Annotated in this window: 19 protein-coding genes; 15 read left to right on the top strand and 4 right to left on the bottom strand. The window is 64.2% G+C overall.

All coding sequences use genetic code 11. The annotated features are described in order from the left end of the window. Positions 1-286 precede the first annotated feature (286 nt). The 7 genes from QSG27_RS17180 (at position 287) to QSG27_RS17150 (ending at position 6,878) form a co-directional block, all read left to right on the top strand. The gene (locus tag QSG27_RS17180; protein ID WP_014199751.1) at positions 287-1,447 is read left to right on the top strand and encodes a tyrosine-type recombinase/integrase; all 1,161 of its coding nucleotides are present in this window, start codon (positions 287-289) and stop codon (positions 1,445-1,447) included. 2 nt (positions 1,448-1,449) lie between these two features. Then, positions 1,450-2,235 (top strand): hypothetical protein, encoded by a 786-nt coding sequence (locus tag QSG27_RS17175; protein ID WP_306708212.1) that lies wholly within the window; start codon positions 1,450-1,452, stop codon positions 2,233-2,235. A gap of 110 nt (positions 2,236-2,345) precedes the next feature. Continuing rightward, positions 2,346-2,624, top strand: coding sequence for a helix-turn-helix domain-containing protein (locus QSG27_RS17170; RefSeq protein WP_306708211.1), 279 nt, complete (start codon positions 2,346-2,348; stop codon positions 2,622-2,624). 36 nt (positions 2,625-2,660) lie between these two features. Beyond that, a complete protein-coding gene (locus QSG27_RS17165; RefSeq protein WP_306708209.1) occupies positions 2,661-3,218 on the top strand; it encodes a hypothetical protein in 558 nt (185 codons plus the stop codon). Between the two features lie 139 nt (positions 3,219-3,357). Then, positions 3,358-3,666, top strand: coding sequence for a hypothetical protein (locus tag QSG27_RS17160; RefSeq protein ID WP_306708207.1), 309 nt, complete (start codon positions 3,358-3,360; stop codon positions 3,664-3,666). Continuing rightward, a complete protein-coding gene (locus tag QSG27_RS17155) occupies positions 3,659-6,178 on the top strand; it encodes a DUF927 domain-containing protein (protein WP_306708205.1) in 2,520 nt (839 codons plus the stop codon). The genes QSG27_RS17160 and QSG27_RS17155 overlap by 8 nt, the downstream gene beginning before the upstream one ends. Beyond that, the gene (locus tag QSG27_RS17150; protein WP_306708203.1) at positions 6,171-6,878 is read left to right on the top strand and encodes a hypothetical protein; all 708 of its coding nucleotides are present in this window, start codon (positions 6,171-6,173) and stop codon (positions 6,876-6,878) included. The genes QSG27_RS17155 and QSG27_RS17150 overlap by 8 nt, the downstream gene beginning before the upstream one ends. Before the next feature lie 670 nt (positions 6,879-7,548). Here the strand turns inward: QSG27_RS17150 and QSG27_RS17145 are convergent. The 4 genes from QSG27_RS17145 to QSG27_RS17130 form a co-directional block, all read right to left on the bottom strand. Beyond that, a complete protein-coding gene (locus QSG27_RS17145; protein WP_306708201.1) occupies positions 7,549-8,859 on the bottom strand; it encodes a relaxase/mobilization nuclease domain-containing protein in 1,311 nt (436 codons plus the stop codon). Further along, positions 8,849-9,247 (bottom strand): plasmid mobilization protein, encoded by a 399-nt coding sequence (locus tag QSG27_RS17140; protein WP_306708199.1) that lies wholly within the window; start codon positions 9,245-9,247, stop codon positions 8,849-8,851. The genes QSG27_RS17145 and QSG27_RS17140 overlap by 11 nt, the downstream gene beginning before the upstream one ends. Further along, positions 9,231-9,509, bottom strand: a complete 279-nt coding sequence (locus QSG27_RS17135) for a hypothetical protein (protein WP_306708197.1) — start codon at positions 9,507-9,509, stop codon at positions 9,231-9,233. The genes QSG27_RS17140 and QSG27_RS17135 overlap by 17 nt, the downstream gene beginning before the upstream one ends. Before the next feature lie 915 nt (positions 9,510-10,424). Then, on the bottom strand, positions 10,425-10,985 hold the full coding sequence (locus QSG27_RS17130) for a recombinase family protein (RefSeq protein WP_306708195.1): 561 nt from the start codon (positions 10,983-10,985) through the stop codon (positions 10,425-10,427). Between the two features lie 462 nt (positions 10,986-11,447). On the opposite strand from QSG27_RS17130, the gene QSG27_RS17125 reads away from it, so the two are divergent. The 8 genes from QSG27_RS17125 (at position 11,448) to QSG27_RS17090 (ending at position 23,941) form a co-directional block, all read left to right on the top strand. Next, positions 11,448-12,281, top strand: coding sequence for a WYL domain-containing protein (locus QSG27_RS17125; RefSeq protein WP_247887523.1), 834 nt, complete (start codon positions 11,448-11,450; stop codon positions 12,279-12,281). Beyond that, complete coding sequence (locus QSG27_RS17120; protein WP_306708193.1) at positions 12,281-15,862, top strand: helicase-related protein; 3,582 nt, start codon at positions 12,281-12,283, stop codon at positions 15,860-15,862. The genes QSG27_RS17125 and QSG27_RS17120 overlap by 1 nt, the downstream gene beginning before the upstream one ends. Further along, on the top strand, positions 15,859-16,551 hold the full coding sequence (locus tag QSG27_RS17115; protein ID WP_306708191.1) for a hypothetical protein: 693 nt from the start codon (positions 15,859-15,861) through the stop codon (positions 16,549-16,551). Before QSG27_RS17120 ends, QSG27_RS17115 begins: the two co-directional genes overlap by 4 nt. Next, complete coding sequence (locus tag QSG27_RS17110) at positions 16,548-19,430, top strand: DUF1156 domain-containing protein (protein ID WP_306708189.1); 2,883 nt, start codon at positions 16,548-16,550, stop codon at positions 19,428-19,430. The genes QSG27_RS17115 and QSG27_RS17110 overlap by 4 nt, the downstream gene beginning before the upstream one ends. A gap of 9 nt (positions 19,431-19,439) precedes the next feature. Beyond that, positions 19,440-19,745, top strand: a complete 306-nt coding sequence (locus QSG27_RS17105) for a nucleotidyltransferase family protein (protein WP_306708187.1) — start codon at positions 19,440-19,442, stop codon at positions 19,743-19,745. Then, a complete protein-coding gene (locus QSG27_RS17100; protein ID WP_306708185.1) occupies positions 19,732-20,070 on the top strand; it encodes a HepT-like ribonuclease domain-containing protein in 339 nt (112 codons plus the stop codon). The genes QSG27_RS17105 and QSG27_RS17100 overlap by 14 nt, the downstream gene beginning before the upstream one ends. A 5-nt stretch (positions 20,071-20,075) precedes the next feature. Next, positions 20,076-23,423 carry a Swt1 family HEPN domain-containing protein gene (locus tag QSG27_RS17095; RefSeq protein ID WP_306708183.1) on the top strand — a complete coding sequence of 1,116 codons (3,348 nt, stop codon included), beginning with the start codon at positions 20,076-20,078 and terminating at the stop codon, positions 23,421-23,423. A 335-nt stretch (positions 23,424-23,758) separates the two neighbouring features. After that, a complete protein-coding gene (locus QSG27_RS17090; RefSeq protein ID WP_014199725.1) occupies positions 23,759-23,941 on the top strand; it encodes a hypothetical protein in 183 nt (60 codons plus the stop codon). Positions 23,942-24,216: the final 275 nt, after the last annotated feature.

Here is a 24,216-nt window from a genome sequence, read left to right as displayed (position 1 = left end):
GTTGACTTGACGGGCCTTTTTGTCGGAAATTTGGTTGCGGGGGCAGGATTTGAACCTGCGACCTTCAGGTTATGAGTCTGATAGGCGCCACCCGGCAGAACCGCAGAAAATCGGGGATATCGTTACTTTTCAATATCCTACAATGCGACGTTTGGCGTCACATACTCTCTATTTGCGTCAGAGAACGGCATCGGCATACCATCTACGCCCGGACACAATGCGGACACGGCCCTTGCGCCCCGCCTTGGGATCGACGGAACACCGGTAACACGAGGTACACCGGAACATGGCGGAGAGGATTACCGACAAGCTGGTCAAGGCCCTGGAGCCACCGGAGACCGGAAACCGCATCACCTACGACTCCGAGGTCAAGGGCTTCGGAGTGCGCGTCACAGCGGCCGGGGCCAAGGCCTTTATCTTGAACTACCGCGTGGCTGGACGCGAGCGCCGTCTTACCATCGGCTCGTACCCGGACTGGTCCGCCGCCGCCGCCCGCGAAGAAGCCAAAGACCTGAAGCGGCGTGTCGATCAGGGACAAGACCCGCTGAGCAAGCGCATCGAGGAGCGCACGGCACCGACGGTTAATGACCTGTGGAAGGCGTACGAAGAGCATCACTTGCCGAACAAGCGCCCAAGGTCGGCAGCCGACGACCGCAGCATGTGGCAGACCTATATCCTGCCCCGACTCGGCTCGGAGAAGGTGGCCGACATCACCGCACAGGACGTGGACGCGCTGCACGCCTGGATCAGTCAAACCAAGCCGGTACGCGCCAACCGGGTCATTGAAGTCCTCAAGACGGCAATGTTTCTCGCCATCCGCTGGAAGTGGCGCAGCGACAACCCGGTATCGGGCGTGCGCCGTAACCACGAGGATAAACGGGAGCGCTACCTGAGTCCGAAGGAAATGGTCGCACTGAGCGAGGCGTTGGAGGCGCACTCCGAAAAGGCCTCCTGCGACGCCATCCGCTTGATGCTGCTGACCGGCGCCCGCAAGACCGAGGTGTTGGCGGCAAAGTGGTCGATGTTCGACTTGGACGAAGGGGTGTGGGTCAAACCGTCGGCACACACCAAACAGAAGAAGACGCACCGGGTGCCCCTATCCTCGGCAGCAGTTGAGCTTCTCCGCCGGATCAAAGCGGAGGGCGCTGACCCGGTTTTTGTCTTCCCCGGCCGCGTCGCAGGCAAGCCGCTGGGGGACATTAAGAGAACCTGGGCCGTCCTGTGTGCAAAAGCAGAACTCAAAAACGTCCGCATCCATGACCTTCGACACACCTTTGCCAGCGTGCTCGCCAGCAACAACCTGGGCCTGCCGATCATCGGTGCGCTCTTAGGCCATACCCAGGCGCAAACCACTCAACGTTACGCCCACCTGTTCGACGATCCATTGCGAGCGGCCGCTGAAGCGGCAGCCACGGTCGTCAATGGCAACCACCTTCGTAAAAAGTGATGATGGACGAGTACCCCTCAATGTCCCAAGGCGAATTTTTTGAATTCGACCCCCATCGCGTCGAAGCCGCAATGCTGTTCCCGAACGACCTTGGCAAGCAGAGGGAGGTATGGATCTCGCGGAAGCGGTCGGTCATCGCATCGGAGGTGCTTAAGCGGGACAGCTGGCCTGTCACCCTTGGCCAAGCCGACTTCACGATCCTCTCCGAAGGAGCGCCATGGGAAAGTCTCGCCGGATTGGTGGAAAAGCGCCGCGTGCTTGGGTGGATGGTTGCCATGGCATTCCACTATTTCCTGCGCACCACCGTTTGGAAACAGAAAAACACCCTGCGCGAGGACAAGGGCGCACTGGCGACAAAGAACAAATTCCTGATGCACATTGAGACGCTCGCGAAGGGAAAGGTCGTCCCCGGCACGAATAAGCCCTGTCCGATGAGCGAGCAAAAATACGATGAGGCTCGGAAGCAGTTGTGGAATGCGGCTCACCTCTGGACCGCCGCTTTCGCTATCCAAGGGAACCTACCGTTCCCCGAACTCCCGAGGGAGCGCGCGGTCCAGATGATGGAACTGGCCGAAGGCTACCGTCTGATCGGAATTGAGATCGGGGTGTTCCAGCACCTTGCACCCGAAAAGGCATTCTCCCCTGACGCTATCGTCTTCGATGAGAGATTCAAACCGCAGCTTGCGATGTGTCTGGACAGCCTCGGGAAGGACGAACTGAGCCATCTCGCCGGTTATGTCTCCAGGCAGACCATCTCTAAGAATAAGCGTTCCAAAGCCGCTTGCTAAGCAGGCGAAGAAAATGGGCTTGGGGGTGACTCACCCTGTCGCACGTCACCCCCAGCCCGCTCGTAATCTCCTCTTGTGAGGCGCCACACGGCGCCAGCAACAGCAAGAGGATGACGATGCAGGCAACTTCCCCGCTGCTCCTTCCCGCCCCGGCGAGCAGCATCAGTCCGTTGGACACCGCGCTCCCGGACTATCTCACTCCCGATGCCTTGGCTGCAATGCTGGGCATCTCTGAACGGACCCTCCAGCGCTGGCACGCAGCCCGCCGCGGTCCCGCCCGCTGCAAAGTCGGCAAGCTCATCCGCTACCGCATCGAAGCCGTTCGCGACTGGCTGGCCGCGAACGAGGAACGTCCGGTCGTGCGCCGCGCCGACCGTCGCGGCCACTGAGACCCCCTCCGCCATCTACCAGCATAGGAGCGAACTATGACCACGAAGCCCTTCGATTCCCACCGTCCGCTCAACCGAGCCATGCGCCGCGCACTCCGCCGTGGCGGGGTGTCGAACGACAACACCCTGAAGCGCTTCGTTGAGGCCACCGACGGCGGCGCGATCATCTCCAACGACGACCAGGTGCCCCTGCCGTACCAGCCGGGTAAGGTGTGCTGGTCGGTGGAGTTCGCTGGCGCGACGCTGAACTTTAACGCATCCCTGGGCGACATGCTCGATCTCGCGACCAAGGCTGAGCGCATGCTGAGCGACTCCCAGGTGGACGGCGATCCCCGGCACGCCGCCCGGCAGTTAATCCTCGAAACCATGATGGCAAACGAACACCTGCAGTGGGCAGGGGGGATGCTGGTGGCGGCGATGGCCGTGTGGCTTGCTCTCAACGGCCCCCAGGCCATCGTCCTCATGAGCGGCGAAGCCGACTTCGCCTCATTCACCATCGAACCGGGCGTCCATCCCGGCGTGGACGTCACGTTCCGCTTCATCGCTGGCAAGGTTCCCCCTGTCGCCAACGACAACCGGAAGGAGACCCGCTAACGCAGAAAGCCACGACCGAAGCCGTGGCTTGATGCAGGCGGAGGCCCGAAGGCCGTGAATAGCTGGACACTCTTCACGTAACACTTGGGCCTCCTCCGGTCAAGCCGACACCATCATCGGAAACCAAGGAGGTTGTGCGATGAAGCACGACACGGAGACCCTTTTTGCCCGCGCCAACCAAGCGGCGCTTGGCTGCCTGCCGACGATCCTCGAACGCTGGCTGCCCAACGGCAAGCGCATCGGCCGCGAGTACGTGGCCCGCAATCCCCGCCGCAACGACCGCCACGCCGGGTCGTTCAAGGTGAACCTCCATACGGGCCGTTGGGCCGACTTCGCCACGGGCGACAAGGGTGGCGACCCGGTCTCGCTGGCCGCCTACCTTTTCGGCATGTCGCAGGCCGATGCCGCTCGTCGCCTCGCCGAGATGCTGGGGGTGCGCCATGGCTGACGCCCGCTCGCTGACCACCGCCTTCGCCCCGCTCCCCACGACCGAGAAGACCATGTTGCCTGCCCGAAAGTCTCCGTCCGCTGCCAAGCTGGTGGTGCCCGTGCCCGATGACGCGAAGCCCATCATCCGCTTCCACAAGGGCTTCGGGAAAGCAAAGCAGGTCTATCCCTGGTACAACAAGGATGGTCATGTCACCTTCTGCACCATGCGCTTCGAGCGCGTCGGCCAGGATGGCAAGACCGAAAAGGCTGTGCTCCCCGTCACGTACTGGGAGACCGCTCCCGGCACATGCGAATGGCGGTATCAGGCACCTCCTGCCGGTCGCCCGATGTACAATGAGTACGAACTCTTCAACCGTCGCGGCGCCACGAGGCTCATCTGCGAAGGTGAGAAGACCGCTGACGCCGCTGCCATTCTCTTCCCTGAGTACGTGGCAACGACGACGCTCGGGGGCAGCGGCGCACCGCATCTGTCCGACTTCTCCGCTATGTCCGGTTGCGCGGCCATCTTCGCCGCGGACCTGGATGAGCCCGGCGAGAAGTATGCCTGCAAGGTGGCTGAACTCGCCCTTCAGGCGGGCGCTACGGAGGTTCTGCGGCTGCGGTGCGATAAGCTCGCCCGCTTCATTGTCGAGAGCGGAGTGCCGGTCGAACGCGACGGTCCCATTCCCGAGGGTTGGGACCTTGCCGATGCCCTTGCCGAAGGCTGGACAGCCGAACTCATCGGCAAGCACTTTCCCGGGGGGTTGATCCAACCCTTCTCCGCAAATGACAACCGGCCCGAAGCGGCTGGCAAGGGCGCGGATACCGCGAGCCTTCCGTTCATCGAAGCGGAAGACGGCCTGTACGCCATCCGGCGGGATCGGAATGGCAACGAGACCCTCCAGTGGCTCTGCTCCACGATCCGAACCCGCGGCTTGGCCCGGGACGCAGAGAGCCGCGGCTGGACCCTGGTTATTGAGGTCTGCGACCCCGACGGACACTGGCACTCCTTGCAGATCACAAAGTCGGCGCTGGCGGGCGACGGCAAGCTCGTGATCGAGTCACTTCTCGATCGCGGCCTGTCCTTGTCGCCGGAGAGTGGCTCCAAGCGCGCGCTGCTGGATTACCTGACCACGGTGAAGCCTCAGGATCGCATCCTCTTTGCGGACCGTCCGGGCTGGATGCCGGGTCGCAATCTCTTCGTTCTCCCGGACCGCACCTATGGCCAGCCGGAAGGAGAAAGCGTCATCTACCGCGGACAGACAGCGATGCAGCCGACGCGTCGGATCATCGGCACCCTGGATCGCTGGAACGAACTGTCGGGCCTGGCCATCGGCAACAGCCGCCCGGTGCTCGCCTTGAGCGCCGCCTTCCTTGGTCCTCTCCTGCCGCTCGTCGGAGCAGAGGGGGGCGGCTTCCACTTCGTAGGCTCCTCCTCCATCGGCAAGAGCACCCTCCTTGCGATGGCAGCCGCGGTGTGGGGCTTCGACATCGGGTCCTGGCGGACGACGGACAACTCTCTGGAAGCCCGCGCGGCAGCCTTCAATCACCTGATGCTGACTCTCGACGAACTGGGGGAACTCAGTGCGAAGGTGGCCGGGCCGACCACCTACATGCTCGGGAACGGCGTCGGCAAAGGGCGCGCCGGGCAGACCGGCGACGCCCGCCCCGTCAAGCTCTGGCTCCTTGTCTTCCTCTCCACCGGAGAGGTCGGCATCGCGGACAAGATGCTCGAGGCCGGTGGTCGCGTGAAGGCCGGACAGGAGGTGCGCGTCGTCGACGTCCAAGCCAACGTGAAGGGCTTCGGCATCTACGAGACCGTGCATGGCCTGAACGGCGGGCGCGAACTGTCCGACCACATCAAGGCGGAGTGCCGTGCCGTTCAGGGTGTGGCCGGAGATCTGTTCCTTTCGGAGCTGGTGAAGAATCCCGTCGAGGTTGCCGAAGCCGTCAAGGCGGCCGCCGCTGACTTCGTCCGCGACAATTGCCCGAAGGGTGCCGACGGGCAGGTTCAGCGGGTAGCGCATCGATTCGGGCTTGCCGCCGCCGCCGGGGAACTCGCCACGGCGTTCGGCGCCGTTCACTGGCCTGCGGGAGAAGCGACGCGCGGTGTGGCGGTGTGCTTCCACGACTGGCTCACGGCTCGCGGCGGCATCGGCGCTTCGGAACGTCTGCATGCGGTGCGCGCTATTCTCGCCTACATCGAGAGGCACGGCTCCTCCCGCTTCGATGAGTGGTCGAAGGTCACCTATGGCGGCCCGGAAACCGTAACCGACAAGGCGCATGACCGCATCGGCTGGCGCAAGCGGGACCAATCCGGTCACTGGGAGTATTTCGCCACCGCGGCTGGCTTCCACGAGATGTGCAGCGGCATGAACAGCGAGGTCGTTGCCGCTGCCTTGATCGAGAAAGGCATTCTGCAACCTGCAAAGGATGGCAAGAGCAGCGCGCTGGTGACAGTGCCGGGGCAGAAAAAGGCGCGCCTTTACCACATCATTCCGCCGCAGGCAGACGAGGTGGGCGATGAATGACCACTTTGCGAGGTTCCGCAAGCCCGCTGACCCGCTTGTGCAGTCGATGACCGCCTCTCAGAACCGGCCGGAAGCGAGGCCCCCCCGCATCGGTCCGGACGGCGCCCCTAGGATCGATACTGCCAATGACAATCGGGCCGAGCCCGGGCGGAACACGGGAACACGGAGAACACCGGGAACACACACTGCTGAGGATTGGCTGCACCTCTACGAGGAGCGCGCTGCCGTCCGCGAGTTCGACGGCGGCCTGCCCCGCCCAGAAGCCGAGCGGCTGACATACGAGGAGGTTCTCCTGGCATGGCACCGGGAGAGCCGCCCTTCGGACGGCAATGAGTGTGCCGCGTGTTCCGGTGTTCTCGCCGGACATACCGTCCGCCTTCCCGACGGCGCTTGGGTCCACACCGGATGCGTCGTCGAGTACGGACGGCTGTGGCGGAAGCGCGCCGCCGAAGCACTCCGGCTCGCGGGCATCCTCTCCCCGTCGAACACGCACCAGAATCCTAACCCCATGAAACAGGAGACCAGCATGGGCACCACCGCATCGACGAACGACATGGGCCATTCACCCGCCTGGCACCAAGGCCACGCTGACGGCCGTGCAGGGGACTGGAATGAAGCCCTCGCGGAGCGCGAGGACACGATGGACGACTACCGGAACGGCTGGGATGAAGGCCATACCTCGCGTCACCTGAATACATAGGCAGGCAAGGCCACGCTCTCCCAACGCGGACCAGCATTGGGGGAGCGTGCCCATCGGTGATCATCGTGCCGAGCACCTGCGGCGAAACTCGGCCTGCCGGAACACCTCCTATATCTCCAAACTGCCGTCTCGGGTCCAACCTCCAGGTCCAACATTCAGGAGCATACGGCCCCATGCCCTCCATACCGGCAGAAGGTCGATGATCGGCACCGGCGACAGCCTTGCCGAACCGGAATGCCACTCCCCGGTGCGGGCGATCCGCTCCTTCCGCCGGGCGGCCTGCCGGGTCCGCACACGAGCAACTTCCTCCCGCCAAGCATCCTCCCCGGCTGCGGCAACGGATGCGAAGAATGCTGCAAGTGGAGGATCGGACTCCAGTATCTCCCATTCAGTGGGCCTGCAGACGCCGAGCGGTTTTCCTGCGTTCTCCCGGAGCAGGGAGCGAACGGCCCGTGCCAACCGCCGTTCTCTGTCCCATTCCAGCCAAGTACGGACTACGTTGGCGATTCCGGTCTCGGGAGTGGTCATTGCTTCCTCACGGTTCCAGGGTGACAGCATCGGGGACTGGTCCGATGGACGGCGGCTCCCACGGTGATCCGACGTCGGCGTCGGAATCCCAAGACCGCACTCCTCCTTCTTGGAGGTCTGGACATGCTCGCGGTAAGGCGGTTCATCGGAAACGGGGGCTGTACGCCTGCTCTTCGGTGTTCTCCGTGTTCCTGGTGTTCTCAGTGTTCCCGTGTTCCGGCAAGCCGAGTTTCCGGCGCAGGTGCTCGGGCATGGGCTCGTCAGGCGGCTTGCTCCCTCCACCCGGATCACATTCCAGGCTGATGGCTTCGGGCGGGAAACCCTGACGGAGTGCCTCGAGACGGGCACGGTGTTGGAATGCCTCGCTGCCACCATGGAAGTGGATCGTCGACCAGCCACGAGCCTTTCCAGCGGCCACCATAGCGGCAATCTGCGCGTCGGTCGGCTCGCCCGTGCCGTGAATCTCGAGACGGTCGCCGAAGTCCCGGAGGCAGGCGCCATCCACGTCCACCCACAGGCAGTTCCATTGGCGGACAGGTGCATAACCGAGTCGGCGCCAATAATCTTCCAGCGCCTCCCAGTCGGCTTCTGCGGCATACGCCGGACCCGCGGCTCCGATGACGATCTTCTTCATGGGTGATTTCCTCCTGGTGGTGCGCGCCTCGTCCACGGCGGGCACGTCGTCCGAGCCGATGTCGGCGAGTTTGGCCCGGACGACGGCAGCCTTGAGGCCCAGCCGCCGGGCGATGGAATGAGGGGTTCCGGCTTCGTCCACGGCCAGCAAACCCCGCCGTCCCTTTGCCAACGAAAGCCCTCTCGCCTCCAAAGCTGCACGGAAGGCGGTCCCCGTATTCGACTCCAGCCAAGCCGCACGCATGCGAGCCGCTACGTCCTCGACAGCGATCCCCGTCCGCTCCGCCGCCTGCCAGTCGGCATGAGTGGCCTTGGCGATCGGGCGCCGTACTCCCGGTGTTCTGATGTGCGCACCCATCACCGGTCGATGGCCGAACCTCTCCTCCAGGGCGCGGGAGCATTCTTCATGGATGCGATAGTTCTGGCCGTCGCTGACCGCTTTCAGCGTCAGGGGATCGACGCGTCCCCACACCACATGAACGTGGTCGCGTTCGTGTTTGCGGTGGAACACGACGGCACGAGGACGCCCAGCCAAGCCGAGGCGGTGCTCCAGTTCCCCGACCGCTTCCATCCAACGGGCGCGCGTCATCATGGCGGCTTCGTCGCGGGCAACATTGATGCTGGCGTGGTAAACGGATTTGCGGGTTCGGGACCCAAGCGACACAGCGCGCATCTCCGCCAAGGCGGCATGGAGGCCGCCGGCCGTCACCCCTGCGATCTCCGCCACCTCCACCGTCTCGTTCTCCGCGGCCAACAGGTGGGCAGCCAAACGGCGGATATCGGAAGCGGACTGCCCACGCGAAGACCCCTTAATCACCATGGATGCCCTCCAGCACACGCCGAACTTGGCAGGCGGCATCGGCGATCTCCGCAGCGGCACGACGCAGGACGGCCTCCTCCGGCAGGCACTTGGTCGAGTTCGCGATCCTTGCGATCTGGTTGACGTTGCTGCCGATCTTGCCCAACTGACCGAGCACAGCCGCCAAGGCCCGGGTGTCGGCCTTGGGTAGGCGGCGCGCGGGATTCTGCCTCGGAGGCGGAGGAGCGGGCACCTTCGTCTTTGCGAGGTGCAGGGCAGCAGCGCGGCACCAGTCCTGGCGCGAGCGCGGCGTTCGCATCGCGGCGGCCGCCGCGTCCACGTGGGCCGCCTCCGTGTCCGTCAGCCGGAAGCTGACAACGTGCAGTCGCCTTTCAGGCCCGTCCGGCATGGGGAGCTTCCTCCGCATTCAGCAGGACAAGCACCGGCATGTAGGGGGTGTTGTGCTCGACAGCATGCGCGAGTTCACGAAGCCAGAACGCCATCACCAGGCGCGGCGCCTCGCAGACATGGAGACCGATCCGGAGACCATGGAGGACGTGGGCAGCCGTCAAGGCAAGGCCATCGGCGGGCAGTCCGGCAGCGCTCGCTTCTGCAAGCTGGCGCTCCATGTCATCGAAAAGCCAGCAGCACCATGCATCCGTAGTGTCCATCTCACCTCTCCTTTGGGGTCCACGGGGGCGGCAGCCCCCTGGCAAGCAGTCGTCGGTAGACGACATGGCTTGCTTATTCGTTCTCTTCTGTATTCGAAGGTAGCGTGAGGCACTTGTCAGCGGAGCCCAGAAAATTTCATCGAACAGAATAGGCGCGCAAAATTAGTTTCCAGAGTCCCTGATCTACTCATGTAGACGCGCTATTCAGTACGTTTACGAGCGATCTGAAGCGGTTTGGCTCACACCTACGCCAGCATTTGCTGAAACGTTTTTAGGCAACCTGTGTCGATTTGCATTGCATCGCGTCAGGTTACGCAGCGTGGCGGAATGCTGTGGTGTTCCTGTTCGATTAGGAACACCCAGGCACAATGCCGGTTGTTCCACAAAAGGCCGAGGATACCTGCGGGCTTTACATGCTCGGGAACATTTGGAACACGCGAGTATCGTGAGGCCGGACATGTCGAGCGAGTAGGCATGGCGCCAGGAGCTGCGAGACCGTCGGCCTGCGAAGGCGGTCCGAGACCTGCTGCGATCCAGCTATGCCAAGGCGTCCGGCTGGTGCGGCCCGACCAACATCAACATTATTGAGAAGGACGACGAACTCACGGCCTACTTCCGGTCGGTCGCGGTCGCCGGAGCCGACGCTTGGGCCGACAAGGTGGCCCGGATTTGCCGCCTTCAATACCAGTGCCGTCAGCAGCAGGCGCGGGAACTCGGACGGCGCATCGAAGGGTCCGCAGAGTTCTGCACCGCCGACCTCGAGAGCTTTGGGGCGGATGCTGATCGACGCGGGCAAGGCGTCGGGGATGGAGGGCTGAAGGCCGTGGTCCCGGTGCTCCCAGTGTTCCATCTGCCGGTGGACCGCCACGCCTACCAGAAACACCGGAACACTGGGAACACCGGCTGGACGAACAGTCAGGTCGCCGCGGCGCTCGCCATCACACGCGTGATCGTAGCCGGGTCCACGTCCATGATTCGTGCGGCCTCCGCCCGCGTCCACGTACCGGCGGTGACGTTCTGGATGACGGCCTGCCGTTGAACCGGCGACAGCTTCTGCCGCCGCCCCAGGCAGCTTCCCCGACGTTTGGCGGCAGCCAGCCCATCACGAGTCCGCTGGCGCAGGATGGCACGCTCGTACTCGGCGAAAGCGGCCAGCATGGTGGTCAGCATCCTGCCCGCCGGGCTCACCGTCTCGATGCCTTCGGTGAGCGACCGGAAACCGGCGCCGACCTCGCCGATGCGCTCCAGGATCGTCAGCGTGTCCCGGACGGAGCGGGATAGCCGGTCGAGTCGGACGACCAGGACCTCGTCACCGGGGCGGAGCGAGCGAAGGAGTTCGTGCAGGACCGGCCGGTCCCAACGGCCGCCGGACTCCTTCTCCTCGTAGATGCGCTCCACCCCGGCGGCTGTCAGCGCGGCGCGCTGGGCATCGAGGTGCTGATCGTCGGTGCTGACCCGGCAGTAACCCAGCTTCATGTCGCTTCTCCTTGCAGAAAGGCTCACGCCCCTCCGCAATTGTGCGACAGGGTTATGCAAGGCACGGACCCGCACGCCATCGTCGGCCCGGCGGCCTTGCGGAACCGGTCGATTCCACAAGGCCGCCAAGTAGGTTCTTCACCAGCGTTCCCAGACCCTAGGTCGGCCTGCGCCGTTAGCACCTCGGTCACTGCGGCCCTGGCCTGCATGCTCCCTGTTCGACGCGACCCACACTCCGCTGGCGAGCGAGATTGACAAAGGCTTCAAAGAGACCCAAGGCGCCTCCTGGAATGCTTCCCCAACCATAAAAGACGAGTATGGGGATATACCGCGGATTGTCCGAACGCTGATTGACGCCACCCCGGTGACGGTATAGAAACTTTACCGAATCAGTTGCTGTTCCGGTCGTGAGGAGCAATGGACGAAGGGCGGACGAACCTGAGGTGGGGCATTAAGCGGCGGTTGGAATTCATCGAATTCCGGCTGTTCTGGGAAGGCCACGTCAACCGCAGTGACATCGTAAACGCCTTCGGCGTGTCGATACCGCAGGCGTCCACCGACCTCAACCGCTACCTGGACATCGCTCCAGCCAACATGGCCTACGACAAGAGTGCCAAAGCCTACGTGCGTGGGCCTGACTTCTCGCCCCGTTTCCTCTCTCCCGATGCCGACCGTTACCTCGCCCAGCTTCGTTCCGTGTCGGATGGCATCCTCGATCAGGGGGAAACCTGGATCGGCCAGCTTCCCGGCTTGGGGGCGACGCCCGCCTTGGTGCGCTCCGTCAATCCCAAGGTGCTGCGCGCTGTGATCGCCGCCATCCGGCGCGGGGAGGCCCTGGAAATCCTGTACCAGTCGATGAGCCAGCCTGAGCCGCGGTGGCGTTGGATCGCCCCCCACGCCATCGGCTTCGACGGCTTCCGCTGGCATGCCCGCGCTCATTCCGAAGGCGATGACACCTTCAAGGATTTTGTCCTGTCCCGCATCCTGGAGACCAGGGCCATCCGACCAGCGACCGCCGATGGCAACGCCGACCTGGACTGGATTGAGGACGTGGTCCTGGAGATCGCCCCCCATCCTGGCTTGTCACCGTCGCAGCAAAGGACCATCGCGCTCGATTACGGTATGACCGAGGGCAAGTCCAAAGTGCGGGTACGCCGGGCGCTGCTGTACTACGCTCTGAAGCGGCTGGGGCTGGATACCGCCCCCGACGCCCGACGCCCACAGGACCAGCATATCGTGCTGATCAACCGGGACGAGGTGGACAGCCTCACCCACAAGCGGGAGGAAAGCGTCTGATGGCCCGCCTGGAAGACCTGACCCCCAACGCCTCGGTGCGTGGCATCCTGCCCAACGGGCTGGTGACGGTGGTCAATGTCCAGTGGCACGGCTCCGCCGCCGTGGAACTGACCTACAAGACGCCGGAAGGTAAGGTCGCCAACGAATTGCTCTACCGCCACGACGAGGAGCGGATCGAGGTGGCGACGGCAGGCAGGCCATGGTCGTTCGACGGCGATGGCGGCCTCTTCCGGCTGGTCTCCGAGGCACAACGCATCCGCTTGGCCCATCTGTTCGACCCGGTGCTGGCCGTCCACACCTCGGTGGTGGAGCCGCTGCCGCACCAGATCACCGCCGTCTATGAATCCATGTTGCCGCGCCAGCCTCTGCGCTTCCTGTTGGCCGACGACCCCGGCGCGGGCAAGACCATCATGGCCGGGCTGCTGATGAAGGAACTGATCGTGCGCGGTGACCTTCAGCGTTGTCTGGTGGTCTGCCCCGGCAGCCTGGCCGAGCAATGGCAGGACGAGCTTTATCGGCGCTTTCAGCTTCCATTCGAGATTCTGACCAACGACAAGCTGGAGGCGGCCCGCACCGGCAACTGGTTCCTGGAGAACAACCTCGTCATTGCCCGCTTGGACAAGCTCTCGCGCGACGAGGACGTGCAGCAGAAGCTGCAAGCGCCCGACTGTCGCTGGGACCTTGTGGTATGCGACGAGGCCCACAAGCTGTCCGCCACGTTCTTCGGGGGCGAGGTTAAGTACACCAAGCGCTACCGCCTGGGGCAGATGCTGTCCTCGCTGACCCGGCACTTCCTGCTGATGACGGCCACCCCGCACAACGGCAAGGAGGAGGACTTCCAGCTATTCATGGCGCTCCTGGACGGCGACCGCTTCGAGGGCCGCTTCCGAGACGGCACCCACACCGCCGACGTGTCCGACTTGATGCGCCGGATGGTCAAGGAAAGGCTGCTGAAATTCGACGGCAAGCCGTTGTTCCCCGAACGCATCGCCTACACCGTGCCCTACAAGCTGTCCGACTCCGAAGCCCGGCTGTATCGAGAGGTCAGCGATTACGTCCGGGAGGAGTTCAACCGCGCCGATGCGCTGCAAAACGACAAGCGGGCGGGCACCGTCGGCTTCGCGCTGACCATCCTGCAACGTCGCCTCGCCTCCTCGCCGGAAGCCATCTACCAGTCGCTTCGCCGCCGCCGCGAGCGGTTGGAAAGCCGCCTGCGCGAGATGGAAATCCTTCAGCGCGGGGCCGAAATCGGGGCCATGCTGTCCACCGGGCGGATGCTCGACGCCGACGACGTGGAGGATCTGGACGACGCCCCCGACAACGAGGTGCAGGCCGCCGAGGAAGAAATCCTCGATCAGGCCACCGCCGCCCGCAGCATCGGCGAACTCAAGATCGAGATCGACACCCTGAAGCGGCTGGAGGCTCTGGCGCTGTCCATCCGCCGCAGCGGCGAGGACAAGAAGTGGCGCGAACTGGCGAGCCTGTTGTCCGAGATCTTCACCCCCGCGCTCATCGCCAACGGCTTCGCAGAGGACGCCGAACCCTATGACGCGGGCGTCCCGGCCATTCCCAAGCCTTCCCCGTCTCCGCGCCAGAAGTTGGTGCTATTCACCGAGCACCGTGACACGCTGAACTACCTCGAAGGCCGCATCACCACCCTGCTGGGCCGGAAGGAGGCTGTGGTGGCGATCCACGGCGGCCTGGGCCGCGAGGAGCGCAAGAAGGCCGAGGAAGCCTTCAAGCACGATCCCGAGGTGAAGGTGCTGCTCGCCACTGACGCGGCGGGTGAGGGCATCAATCTCCAGCGCGCCCACCTTATGGTCAACTATGACCTGCCCTGGAACCCCAACCGGCTGGAACAACGCTTCGGGCGCATTCACCGCATCGGCCAGACCGAGGTCTGCCACCTGTGGAACTTGGTCGCCGAGGAAACGCGCGAGGGCGATGTCTACAGCAAGCTGCTGGAGAAGCTGGAGCAGGCCCGCCGCGCCCTGGGCGGCCAAGTGTTCGACGTGTTGGGCAAACTCCAGTTCGACGGCAGGCCCCTTCGGGAACTGCTTATCGACGCCATCCGCTATGGCGAACAGCCCGAGGTGCGCGCTCGCCTGGATCAGGTCATCGACGACGCCGTCAACCGCGAGCACCTGTGCGGCTTGCTGGAGGATGGGGCACTGGTCCAGGACAGCATGGACGTAATCCGGGTCAACCGCATCCGCGAGGAGATGGAGCGGGCCGAGGCCCGACGCCTGCAACCCCACTACATCGAGTCCTTCTTCATGGAGGCGTTCCGTCGTCTGGGCGGCGCCACCAAGCAGCGCGAGCCGCGCCGCTACGAGATCACCCACGTCCCGGCCCCCATCCGCAACCGCGACCGGCTAATCGGCATCGGCGAACCGGTGTTGCCGCGCTACGAGCGTATCGCCTTCGAAAAGGCACTGGTGGCCCCCATGGGGCAGCCCCTGGCTGCCTTCGTCTGCCCCGGCCACCCTCTGCTGGATTCAGTCATCGACCTCACCCTGGAACGTCACCGCGACCTGTTGCGGCGGGGAACCATCCTGGTCGACGAACGCGACTTTGGCACCCGGCCCCGCCTCTTGTTCACCCTGGAACACGCCATCCAGGACGGCGCAGTGACGAGGGGCGGCGAGCGGCGCGTTGTCTCCAAACGCATGCTGTACGTGGAGATCGACGAGGCCGGGACCACCCGTCCCCTGCGCCATGCTCCCTACCTGGACTTCCGTCCGCTGAAGGACGGGGAGCCGAATGCGGACGCCATCCTGGCCCGCCCCGAATGCGCCTGGATCGGACCCGGCCTAGAGGCCCAGGCCATCGGCCACGCCGTCGGCACCGTGGTGCCCGAGCATCTGGCAGAGGTGAAGGACCGCAAGCTGGCCCTGCTGACCAAGACCGAGGCGGCGGTGAAGGACCGCCTGACCAAGGAGATCACGTACTGGGATCACCGCGCCGAGCAACTGAAGCTCCAGGAACAGGCGGGCAAGACCAACGCCAACCTCAATTCCGGTGAGGCCAGGAAGCGCGCCGACGCGCTTCAGGCCCGGCTGGAAAAGCGCCTGGACGAGATAAAGCAGGAACGCCAGATGTCGCCCCTGCCCCCCGTGGTGTTGGGCGGCCTGCTGGTGGTACCGATTGGGCTGTTGAACGCCATCACCGGCAAGACCATGCACCAGCCATCGCAGCCGGTAGACACCATGGCCGCCGCCGCGCGAGCACGCGACATCATCATGGAGATCGAGCGCGGTTTGGGCTTCGAGCCGACCGACCGCGAATTCGAGAAGCTGGGTTACGACATCGAAAGCCGGGTGCCCGGAACCGGACGCCTGCGATTCATCGAGGTCAAGGGGCGGGTCACTGGGGCCGACACCATCACAGTGACCCGCAACGAAATCCTCACCTCGCTCAACAAGCCCGACGACTTCATCCTGGCGGTGGTCGAGTTCGACGGCCCCGGCCACCGTGTCCACTACATACGCCAGCCCTTCAGCCGCGAGCCGGACTTTGGCGTCACCAGTGTGAACTACAGCTTCGCCGAACTGATCGCCAAGGCGGGAGCGGTGGCATGACGCTCCACATCGACCGGTGGACCCTGCTGGCTCAGCATCGGCAGATTGCCGAGGCGGTCCTGGGCACAATGTTGCCGACCTTCGGCGACATTGAGCGAAAGGCGCAGGCATTCAGCACGGAACTTGAGAGCAAGGATTGTTCTTCCGACGATCCCTGCCACAACGAGGACGAGTATCGCGCCGAGCAGATCATCTTCTTCGAGGACGGCTTGCGGTCTGTCGAAGCGGAAATGGCCGGGATGGCGGTGGTTGCTCTTTATCACCTGTGGGAACGGTCGGTGAAGGCGCTGATTTCCCGGAAATGCCTCCCCTATCGGCTTGGAGAGGTCGCCAAGGCGAATTTTGACAAGATCAAGGCGCTTCTGGATCACTCCAACTTGCCTGAACCGTGCCGAGGAACGCTGGACGCCATCAACCTGGGGCGGCTGATTGCCAACGTCATCAAGCATGGGGAAGGAAACGCAGCGGACGATCTAAGAAAGCTGGAACAGAAGCTATTCCAGCGGTCGTGGAATGACGAATGGTTCGATTTACCGTCCAATCGCGATGTGACTTTGATTTGGCCGCAGCCAGAGCATGCCCGGACCCTCGCTGACGCCATCTCCACCTTTTGGCAAACCCTTCCCGATAACTATTTTCCCACTCTCCAGGCCCCGTCGCTTCACCTGCTGACCAACGAGCAATCATGACCAAGACCCGCAAGAAACTCATCGAAGTCGCCCTGCCGCTGGAGGCCATTAACAAGGAGAGCGCGCGGGAGAAGTCCATCCGGCATGGGCATCCCAGCACGCTGCACCTGTGGTGGGCAAGGCGGCCTTTGGCGGCGGCGCGGGCGGTGATCTTCGCGCAGATGGTGGATGACCCGTCGTCGTGGTCCGACCTGTTCCCCACGCCCGAGGCGCAGCAGAAAGAACGCGACCGGCTGTTCGGCATCATCGAGCAACTGGTGAAGTGGGAGAACACTACCAATGAGGCGGTGCTGGAACAGGCCCGCGCGGAAATCTGGCAAAGCTGGCGGCGGGCTTGCGCCGAGAACGCCGACCATCCGCGCGCCAAGGAACTGTTCGACCGCCATGTGCTGCCCGGCTTCCACGACCCCTTCGCGGGCGGCGGCGCACTGCCGCTGGAGGCGCAACGACTGGGGCTGGAGGCCCATGCCACCGACCTCAACCCGGTGGCAGTGCTGATCAACAAGGCTATGATCGAAATCCCGCCCAAGTTCGCCGGGCTGCCGCCGGTCAACCCGCAATCGCGCAAGGAGTTGGCGCGCGGCGGCATATGGAACGGCAAAGGGGCGCAAGGACTGGCCGAGGACGTGCGCCATTACGGCCAATGGATGCGGGACGAGGCGGAAAAGCGTATCGGCCACCTGTACCCCAAGATCGAGATCACCGCGGCCATGGCCGCCGAGCGGCCTGATCTGAAGCCACTGGTGGGGCGCCAGTTGACCGTCATCGCTTGGCTGTGGGCGCGCACAGTGAAAAGCCCGAACCCCGCTTTCCGCGAAGTTGACGTGCCCCTTGCTTCCACCTTCATGCTATCCACCAAGCCGGGCAAGGAAGCCTATGTCGAGCCGGTGATCGAGAGCGGCGGCTATCGCTTCGCCGTCAAGGTCGGCAAACCGAGGGATGCCGAAGCGACGAAAAACGGGACAGTTAATCGTCGTGGTGCAACGTGCATCATGTCTGGGACTCCGATCCCCTTCACGTATCTTCGCTCAGAAGCCAAGGCAGGGCGGATGGTCTCGCGCTTGATGGCGGTTGTCGCCGAGGGAGAGCGCGGTCGAGTATACCTCTCTCCATCGGAGGCACTTGAAGCTATTGCCAAAGCAGCTAAGCCAAGTTGGTCACCAGAGGCAGAAATCTGTCACTGGCCTGGGCGCACGAATGTCGTTGAGTATGGGATGACTACATTTGGCGACCTTTTCACCCCGCGCCAACTGGTGGCGTTGACGACGTTTTCGGATTTGGTGCAGGAGGCGCGGGAGCGGATCAAGGCGGAGGCGCTGGTCGCCGGGCGTCCCGACGACGGCAAACCCCTCGCCGATGGAGGCACCGGAGCTACCGCCTATGCCGACGCAGTGGCCGTGTATCTGGGATTTATTGTAGAGAAACTGTCAGAGTCTCATTCTTCGATTTGCACTTGGAGTGCTGCACCCAAGAATGAATTGGTTGTAAGTACTTTTCGCCGACAGGCAATTCCAATGACATGGGACTTTGGAGAGGCAAATCCATTCGCCGAATCCAGTGGAAGCATCCAAAAGATAGCGGATGCAGTGTTTCGTGTTGTCGGAATGGCATTTCCTGCGAAAGCCATGGGAACAGCCAATCAAGCCGATGCGGCAACGCAAAAACAAAGTGAAAATAATGTTATTTCAACTGATCCTCCATACTATGACAACATCGGCTATGCTGACTTGTCTGATTTTTTCTATGTTTGGCTGCGTCGCACTCTGCGCCCGGTCTTTCCCACACTGTTCTCCACACTGGCGGTGCCAAAGGCAGAGGAGTTGGTGGCGACCCCATACAGACATGGCGGCCGGGATGCGGCGGAAGCATTCTTCTTGACCGGAATGACGGCGGCCATGCACAGGCTGGCCGAACAAGCCCATCCCGCCTTCGCGGTCACCATCTATTACGCTTTCAAGCAGTCGGAAACCGCCAGCGACACTGGAACGGCAAGTACGGGCTGGGAAACTTTCTTGGATGCCGTGATCCGTGCCGGATTCGCCATCAGTGGCACTTGGCCGATGCGCACCGAGCGAGACGCTCGCTCCATTGGTATTGGTACTAACGCCCTAGCATCCTCGATCATCCTGGTCTGCCGCCAGCGCCCCGACAACGCCCCCACCGCCACCAAGCGTGAGTTCCGCAATGCGCTGAAGGCCGAGCTTCCCGCCGCACTCGCCCATCTCCAGCGCGGCAATATTGCGCCGGTGGACCTGGCGCAATCGGCCATCGGCCCCGGCATGGCGGTCTATACCCGCTATACCAAGGTGCTGGACGCCGAGGGCAAGCCTGTGGCAGTGCGGGACGCCCTGGCCCTGATCAACGAGGTGCTGGACGAGGCCCTGGCCGAGCAGGAGGGCGACTTCGATGCCGACACCCGTTGGGCGCTGTCCTGGTTCGAGCAGGTGGGCTTCAACGATGGGGCCTATGGCGATGCCGAAACCCTTTCCAAGGCCAAGAACACCGCCGTTTCCGGCCTGATGGGGGCGGGAATCCTCACTTCCAAGGGCGGCAAGGTCCGCCTGCTCCGCCCCATCGACCTGCCCGCAGGTTGGAACCCCGCCACCGATTCCCGCCTGACCGTGTGGGAGATGGTCCATCACCTGATACGTGTACTGGAAGCCGACGGCGAGGCGGCGGCGGCCAGACTGGTGGCGGCGCTGGGCAGCAAGGCCGAGGTGGCGCGCGAATTGGCGTATCGCCTTTATACGGTGTGCGAACGCAAGAAGCGGGCGGCGGAGGCCATGTCCTACAACGGCTTGGTGCAAAGCTGGCCGGAAATCCTGCGCCTGTCGCGCGAGGCGCAACCCGAGATGCCCGCCCAAGGCGCGCTGCTGTAAGGAGGAGCCATGCACACCCGCCTCTTCCCCGACGATGCCGCCCTGGCTTCGGTCTGCCGCCGCCACCGCATCCGGCGACTGGCCCTGTTCGGCTCGACGCTTAAGGGCACCAATCACCCCGACAGCGACGTAGACCTGCTGGTGGAATTCGAGCCGGATGCAAAGCCCGGCCTGCTGACGATGGCACAGATCGAGATCGAACTGTCGCCATTGGTGGACGGGCGCAAGGTCGATCTGCGCACCGCCCAAGACTTGAGCCGCTATTTCCGCGACGAGGTGGTTCGGACGGCCGAGGTTCAATATGAAGCCAGATGACCTGATCCGCGTCCGCCATATGATCGAGGCGGGGGAAAGCGCCCTGCGCTTCATCGCCGGTCGCCAGCGCGCCGACCTGGACGGCGACGAGATGCTGCGTTTCGCCTTGGTGCACGCCGTCGAAATTGTTGGAAAGGCGGCGTCCAGGATTTCGCCCGAGACGCGGGCCGGAGCGCCGACAGTGCCCTGGTTCGCCATCGTCGCCATGCGCAACCGGCTGATCCACGCCTATTTCGACATCGACCACGACATCCTGTGGAAGACGGTGACCGAGGAAATCCCCGACCTTCTTCCCCTGCTGCGCTCCCTTCTGCCGACGGACTGACCATCATGGCGATGACCAACCAGGACCGCCTTGCCAAGGCGCTCGACCTCCTCAAGACCGGATTGGGGCCGTTCGTCGAACGCGAGATCGAGGCCGCGCTGAAGCGCAACATCCAGGTTCCGGCGGTGCGCGCCTTCGCCGACGACCCGCTCGCCCGCAACAGGCCGATCACCCAGTGGGACGCCGCGCTGCTGCTGAAGCTGATGTGGGAAGCCTGGAACGAGGTCTTTCGCAACACCCTCGGCCCCGCCGAGCGGGGACTGGTGGGTGAGATCCGCGGCCATCGCAACAAGTGGGCGCACCAGGAGCCGTTCTCTGGCGACGACACCGACCGCGCGCTCGACTCCATCGCCCGTCTGCTGACCGCTGTTTCCGCCCCCCAGGCGGACGAGGTGAGCAGGATGAAGATGGAACTGCGCCGCCTGATCTTCGAAGAGCAGGCCCGATCCGAGCGACGCAAGGGCGCGGGCACCGCCGTCGAAAGCCAAGTCACCGGCAGCCTGACCCCATGGCGTGAGGTGGTGGCTCCGCACAAGGATGTCGCCAGCGGGCGCTACCAGCAGGCGGAATTCGCCGCCGACCTGTGGCAGGTGCATCTGGGCGAAGGCTCGGACGAATACAGGAACCCGGCGGAGTTCTTCCGCCGCACCTATCTGACCGAAAGCCTGAAGACCTTGCTGAAGGGCGCGGCGCTGCGGCTGTCCGGGCAGGGCGGCGACCCGGTGGTGCAGTTGCAGACCAATTTCGGCGGCGGCAAAACCCACTCCATGCTGGCGCTCTACCATCTGGTGTCCGGCACTCCGCCGGGCGACCTGCTGGGCGTCGATGCCATCCTGGCCGAGGCCGAAATTACCAAGCTGCCGGAAAAGGTCGCACGGGTGGTGCTGGTGGGGAATAAGATTTCCCCCGGCAATCCTAGCGTGAAGCCCGACGGCACTGTGGTGCGGACGCTGTGGGGCGAACTGGCTTGGCAGCTTGGCGGTGCCAGGGCGTTCGCGCGGGTACGGGCCGACGACGAGCGCGCCACCAGCCCCGGCGACGTGTTGCGCGAGTTGATGAACGAGTTCGGCCCCAGCCTGATCCTGATCGACGAGTGGGTAGCCTATGCCCGCCAGCTTCACGACGATCCCGATTTGCCGGGCGGCAGCTTCGAGACCCATTTCACCTTCGCTCAGGCCCTTACAGAAGCCGCCAAGCTCGCCAAGCACTGCCTGCTGGTGATCAGCCTTCCGGCCTCGGACACGGCCATCTCGCCTCACGCCGTCGGCGACGACGAGGAAGTGGGCGGCGAACGGGGCCGCGCCGCACTCGCCCGTCTGCGCAACGTCATCGGCCGCGTGGAATCATCATGGGCACCGGCCAGCACCGAGGAAGGCTTCGAGATCGTCCGTCGCCGCCTGTTCGAGCCGCTGCTTGAGAGGTCCCAGTTCGTGTCTCGCGATACAGTGGCGCGGAAGTTCCACGATCTGTATCAGGGGCAGCATCAGGAGTTCCCGCCGGAGTGCCGGGACTCCGACTACGAGAACCGCCTCCGGGCCGCCTATCCCATCCACCCCGAGGTGTTCGACCGCCTCTACACCGACTGGTCCACCCAGCCCAAGTTCCAGCGCACGCGCGGCGTGCTGCGCCTGATGGCGGCGGTGATCCATAGCTTGTGGGAGAAGGGCGACCGCAATCCCATGATCATGCCGGGCAACCTGCCCATCGACGATCCCCGTGTCCGCGACGAACTGACCCGCTACCTGTCCGACACCTGGAAGCCGATCATCGAGAAGGACGTGGACGGCCCTAGCGCGCTGCCGCTGCGCATCGACGGCGACGTGCCCAACCTGGGCAAGTTCGCCGCCACCCGCCGGGTGGCCCGTACCCTCTATCTGGGGTCGGCTCCCACCTCCACGGCGGCCAACCGCGGCATCGAGGACCGCCGCATCAAGCTGGGCTGCGTCATGCCCGGCGAAGCGCCGTCGCTGTTCGGCGACGCGCTGCGGCGGCTCGCCACGGCAGCCACCTACCTGTACCAGGACGGCGCCCGCTACTGGTATTCGACCCAGCCCACCGTCACCAAGATGGCCGAGGACCGGGCCGAGCAGTTGAAGCGCAACCCCGACCAAGTGGTGGCCGAGATCGAGAGGCGGTTGCGGACCGACTTGAAATCCATGGGCGACTTCTGTCGGGTCCACCCCCTGCCACAATCCGGCGCCGACGTTCCCGACGACGTGGACGCCCGGCTGGTGGTGCTGTCCACCGAGTTCCCCTACAGCAAGGACGCGGGCAACAAGGCCGAGGCGGCGGCCAAGGCCATTCTGGAATCGCGCGGCAACTCGCCGCGGCTGTTCCGCAACAGCCTCACCTTCCTGGCCGTCGATCAGACTCGCTTGCAGGATCTGGACGAGGCGATGCGCCGGTATGTGGCCTGGGCCTCGATCCTGGACGAAAAGCTGGAACTGAACCTGGACCCTCATCAGGTGCGGCAGGCCGAGACGCAGATGAAATCGGCGGACAGCACGGTGGCTGCGCGGATGCCGGAAGCCTATCAGTGGCTACTGGTGCCGGTGCAGACCTCCCCCCAGGCTGCCGTGGAATGGCAGGCGCTGCGCCTGTCCGGTCAGGACGCGCTGGCCGTGCGGGCATCCAAGAAGCTGCGCAATGAGGAACTTCTGGTGCCGTCGCTGGCGGGAACCCGGCTGCGCATGGAACTGGACCGCATTCCCCTGTGGCGCGGCGATCATGTCAGCATCCGGCAACTGGCCGAGGATTTCGCCCGCTACGTCTATCTGCCGCGCCTGAAGGATTCCTCGGTGCTGACCGCTGCTGTCCAAGATGGTCTCGGCCTGCTGCTGTGGAGTCAGGATTCCTTCGCCTACGCCGACAGCTATGACGAGACGGCGAAAAGGTACCGCGGCCTGCGCTGCGGCAAGCAGCTTACCCTGTCCCCTGACAACTTGGACGGCTTGTTGGTCAAGGCCGAGGTGGCCCAGACCCAGCAAGCGGCGGAAGCCGCAGCCATTCCTCAGGCGGGCACGACCGGCGGCACACCGGGAGAGCCGTCAGCCAGCAGCACGCCGACCGGGGCTGCTGGTGGGGACGGGAACCCCTCCGGCTCCGCCGTACCGCGTCCGCTCCGCCGCTTCCACGGCACCGTCTCGCTCAATGCCATGCGGGCTGGCCGGGATGCCGGTGAAATCGCCAACGAGATCATCGCCCACTTGGTCGGCGTCGTCGGTAGCGAGGTGACGGTGACCCTGGAGATTGAAGCCCGCCTGCCCGACGGCGCCTCCGACCACTTGGTGCGGACAGTGACGGAAAACTGCCGAACGCTGAAGTTTGCCAGCCAAGGGTTCGAGGAGGAGTAATCTCCCGCGCGGTTATTGATGTGACGACGATAGCCGATTCGCGGCTATCGTCTACGCCGACGAACTAGCGAGGCATGCGGGCACTGGGAGCGAGCGGCACGTCAAGCACCTCACCCCGTCCCGTGCCGCCGGTGTTCCAGTGTTCCCGAACACGCTTGCTTGGAGACGGCAGGAGCACCATAGCTTTCGCGGCTGAAACAAGGAGCACCGTATGCCGCCGAAGGTGGAGGATTTCGCCGAGAAGGAGACCAGCCCGAAGCTGGCCGATAAGGCGTTCGACAAAGCCGTCGGACCGGCTACCGGGTTGCAGACCGGTCCAGCCGGAGCGCTACACCATGGAGCGCTCCGGGCTGGTGATGACGATCCGCGGCTACCTCGGCGAGCGCCTCGCCTCCGTCAACGTGTTCAAGGCCGCTGCCGAGCGGATGAAAGAAGGGGAGCGGCGCTGGACATACCTGTTCGAGGACGGCAGCACGCGGACCATTGTCTCCCTGCACCCCGGCGAGCCGCTCGCCTGACGCCAGTGTCGTGCAGGCCGTGTTCGCGGTGTTCTGGGTGTTCCGGTGTTCCGGCCCCCCTCCCCCGCCGAAAAAGAGCACCGACCCTCTCTCGGCTGCACCGGCCACCACCTTCGATACGGACACCTTGCGGACACAGAATTCAGGCACCAAACCGCCAGACACGAAAAAGCCAGCAACCCCTTGGGATTGCTGGCTGATTTGGTTGCGGGGGCAGGATTTGAACCTGCGACCTTCAGGTTATGAGCCTGACGAGCTACCGGGCTGCTCCACCC

Origin of the sequence: Azospirillum isscasi, assembly GCF_030849505.1 — a bacterium.
In the GTDB taxonomy this organism is placed as follows: Bacteria; Pseudomonadota; Alphaproteobacteria; order Azospirillales; family Azospirillaceae; genus Azospirillum; species Azospirillum isscasi.
This window is presented reverse-complemented; position numbering and strand designations above follow the sequence as displayed.

What these genes read in the sequence shown, in the direction of transcription:
- QSG27_RS17180 (WP_014199751.1), top strand. Translation starts at nt 287, where the DNA reads ATGGCGGAGAGGATTACCGACAAGCTGGTCAAGGCCCTGGAGCCACCG.
- QSG27_RS17175 (WP_306708212.1), top strand. Translation starts at nt 1,450, where the DNA reads ATGGACGAGTACCCCTCAATGTCCCAAGGCGAATTTTTTGAATTCGAC.
- QSG27_RS17170 (WP_306708211.1), top strand. Translation starts at nt 2,346, where the DNA reads ATGACGATGCAGGCAACTTCCCCGCTGCTCCTTCCCGCCCCGGCGAGC.
- QSG27_RS17165 (WP_306708209.1), top strand. Translation starts at nt 2,661, where the DNA reads ATGACCACGAAGCCCTTCGATTCCCACCGTCCGCTCAACCGAGCCATG.
- QSG27_RS17160 (WP_306708207.1), top strand. Translation starts at nt 3,358, where the DNA reads ATGAAGCACGACACGGAGACCCTTTTTGCCCGCGCCAACCAAGCGGCG.
- QSG27_RS17155 (WP_306708205.1), top strand. Translation starts at nt 3,659, where the DNA reads ATGGCTGACGCCCGCTCGCTGACCACCGCCTTCGCCCCGCTCCCCACG.
- QSG27_RS17150 (WP_306708203.1), top strand. Translation starts at nt 6,171, where the DNA reads ATGAATGACCACTTTGCGAGGTTCCGCAAGCCCGCTGACCCGCTTGTG.
- QSG27_RS17145 (WP_306708201.1), bottom strand. Translation starts at nt 8,859, where the DNA reads ATGGTGATTAAGGGGTCTTCGCGTGGGCAGTCCGCTTCCGATATCCGC.
- QSG27_RS17140 (WP_306708199.1), bottom strand. Translation starts at nt 9,247, where the DNA reads ATGCCGGACGGGCCTGAAAGGCGACTGCACGTTGTCAGCTTCCGGCTG.
- QSG27_RS17135 (WP_306708197.1), bottom strand. Translation starts at nt 9,509, where the DNA reads ATGGACACTACGGATGCATGGTGCTGCTGGCTTTTCGATGACATGGAG.
- QSG27_RS17130 (WP_306708195.1), bottom strand. Translation starts at nt 10,985, where the DNA reads ATGAAGCTGGGTTACTGCCGGGTCAGCACCGACGATCAGCACCTCGAT.
- QSG27_RS17120 (WP_306708193.1), top strand. Translation starts at nt 12,281, where the DNA reads ATGGCCCGCCTGGAAGACCTGACCCCCAACGCCTCGGTGCGTGGCATC.
- QSG27_RS17115 (WP_306708191.1), top strand. Translation starts at nt 15,859, where the DNA reads ATGACGCTCCACATCGACCGGTGGACCCTGCTGGCTCAGCATCGGCAG.
- QSG27_RS17110 (WP_306708189.1), top strand. Translation starts at nt 16,548, where the DNA reads ATGACCAAGACCCGCAAGAAACTCATCGAAGTCGCCCTGCCGCTGGAG.
- QSG27_RS17105 (WP_306708187.1), top strand. Translation starts at nt 19,440, where the DNA reads ATGCACACCCGCCTCTTCCCCGACGATGCCGCCCTGGCTTCGGTCTGC.
- QSG27_RS17100 (WP_306708185.1), top strand. Translation starts at nt 19,732, where the DNA reads ATGAAGCCAGATGACCTGATCCGCGTCCGCCATATGATCGAGGCGGGG.
- QSG27_RS17095 (WP_306708183.1), top strand. Translation starts at nt 20,076, where the DNA reads ATGGCGATGACCAACCAGGACCGCCTTGCCAAGGCGCTCGACCTCCTC.
- QSG27_RS17090 (WP_014199725.1), top strand. Translation starts at nt 23,759, where the DNA reads ATGGAGCGCTCCGGGCTGGTGATGACGATCCGCGGCTACCTCGGCGAG.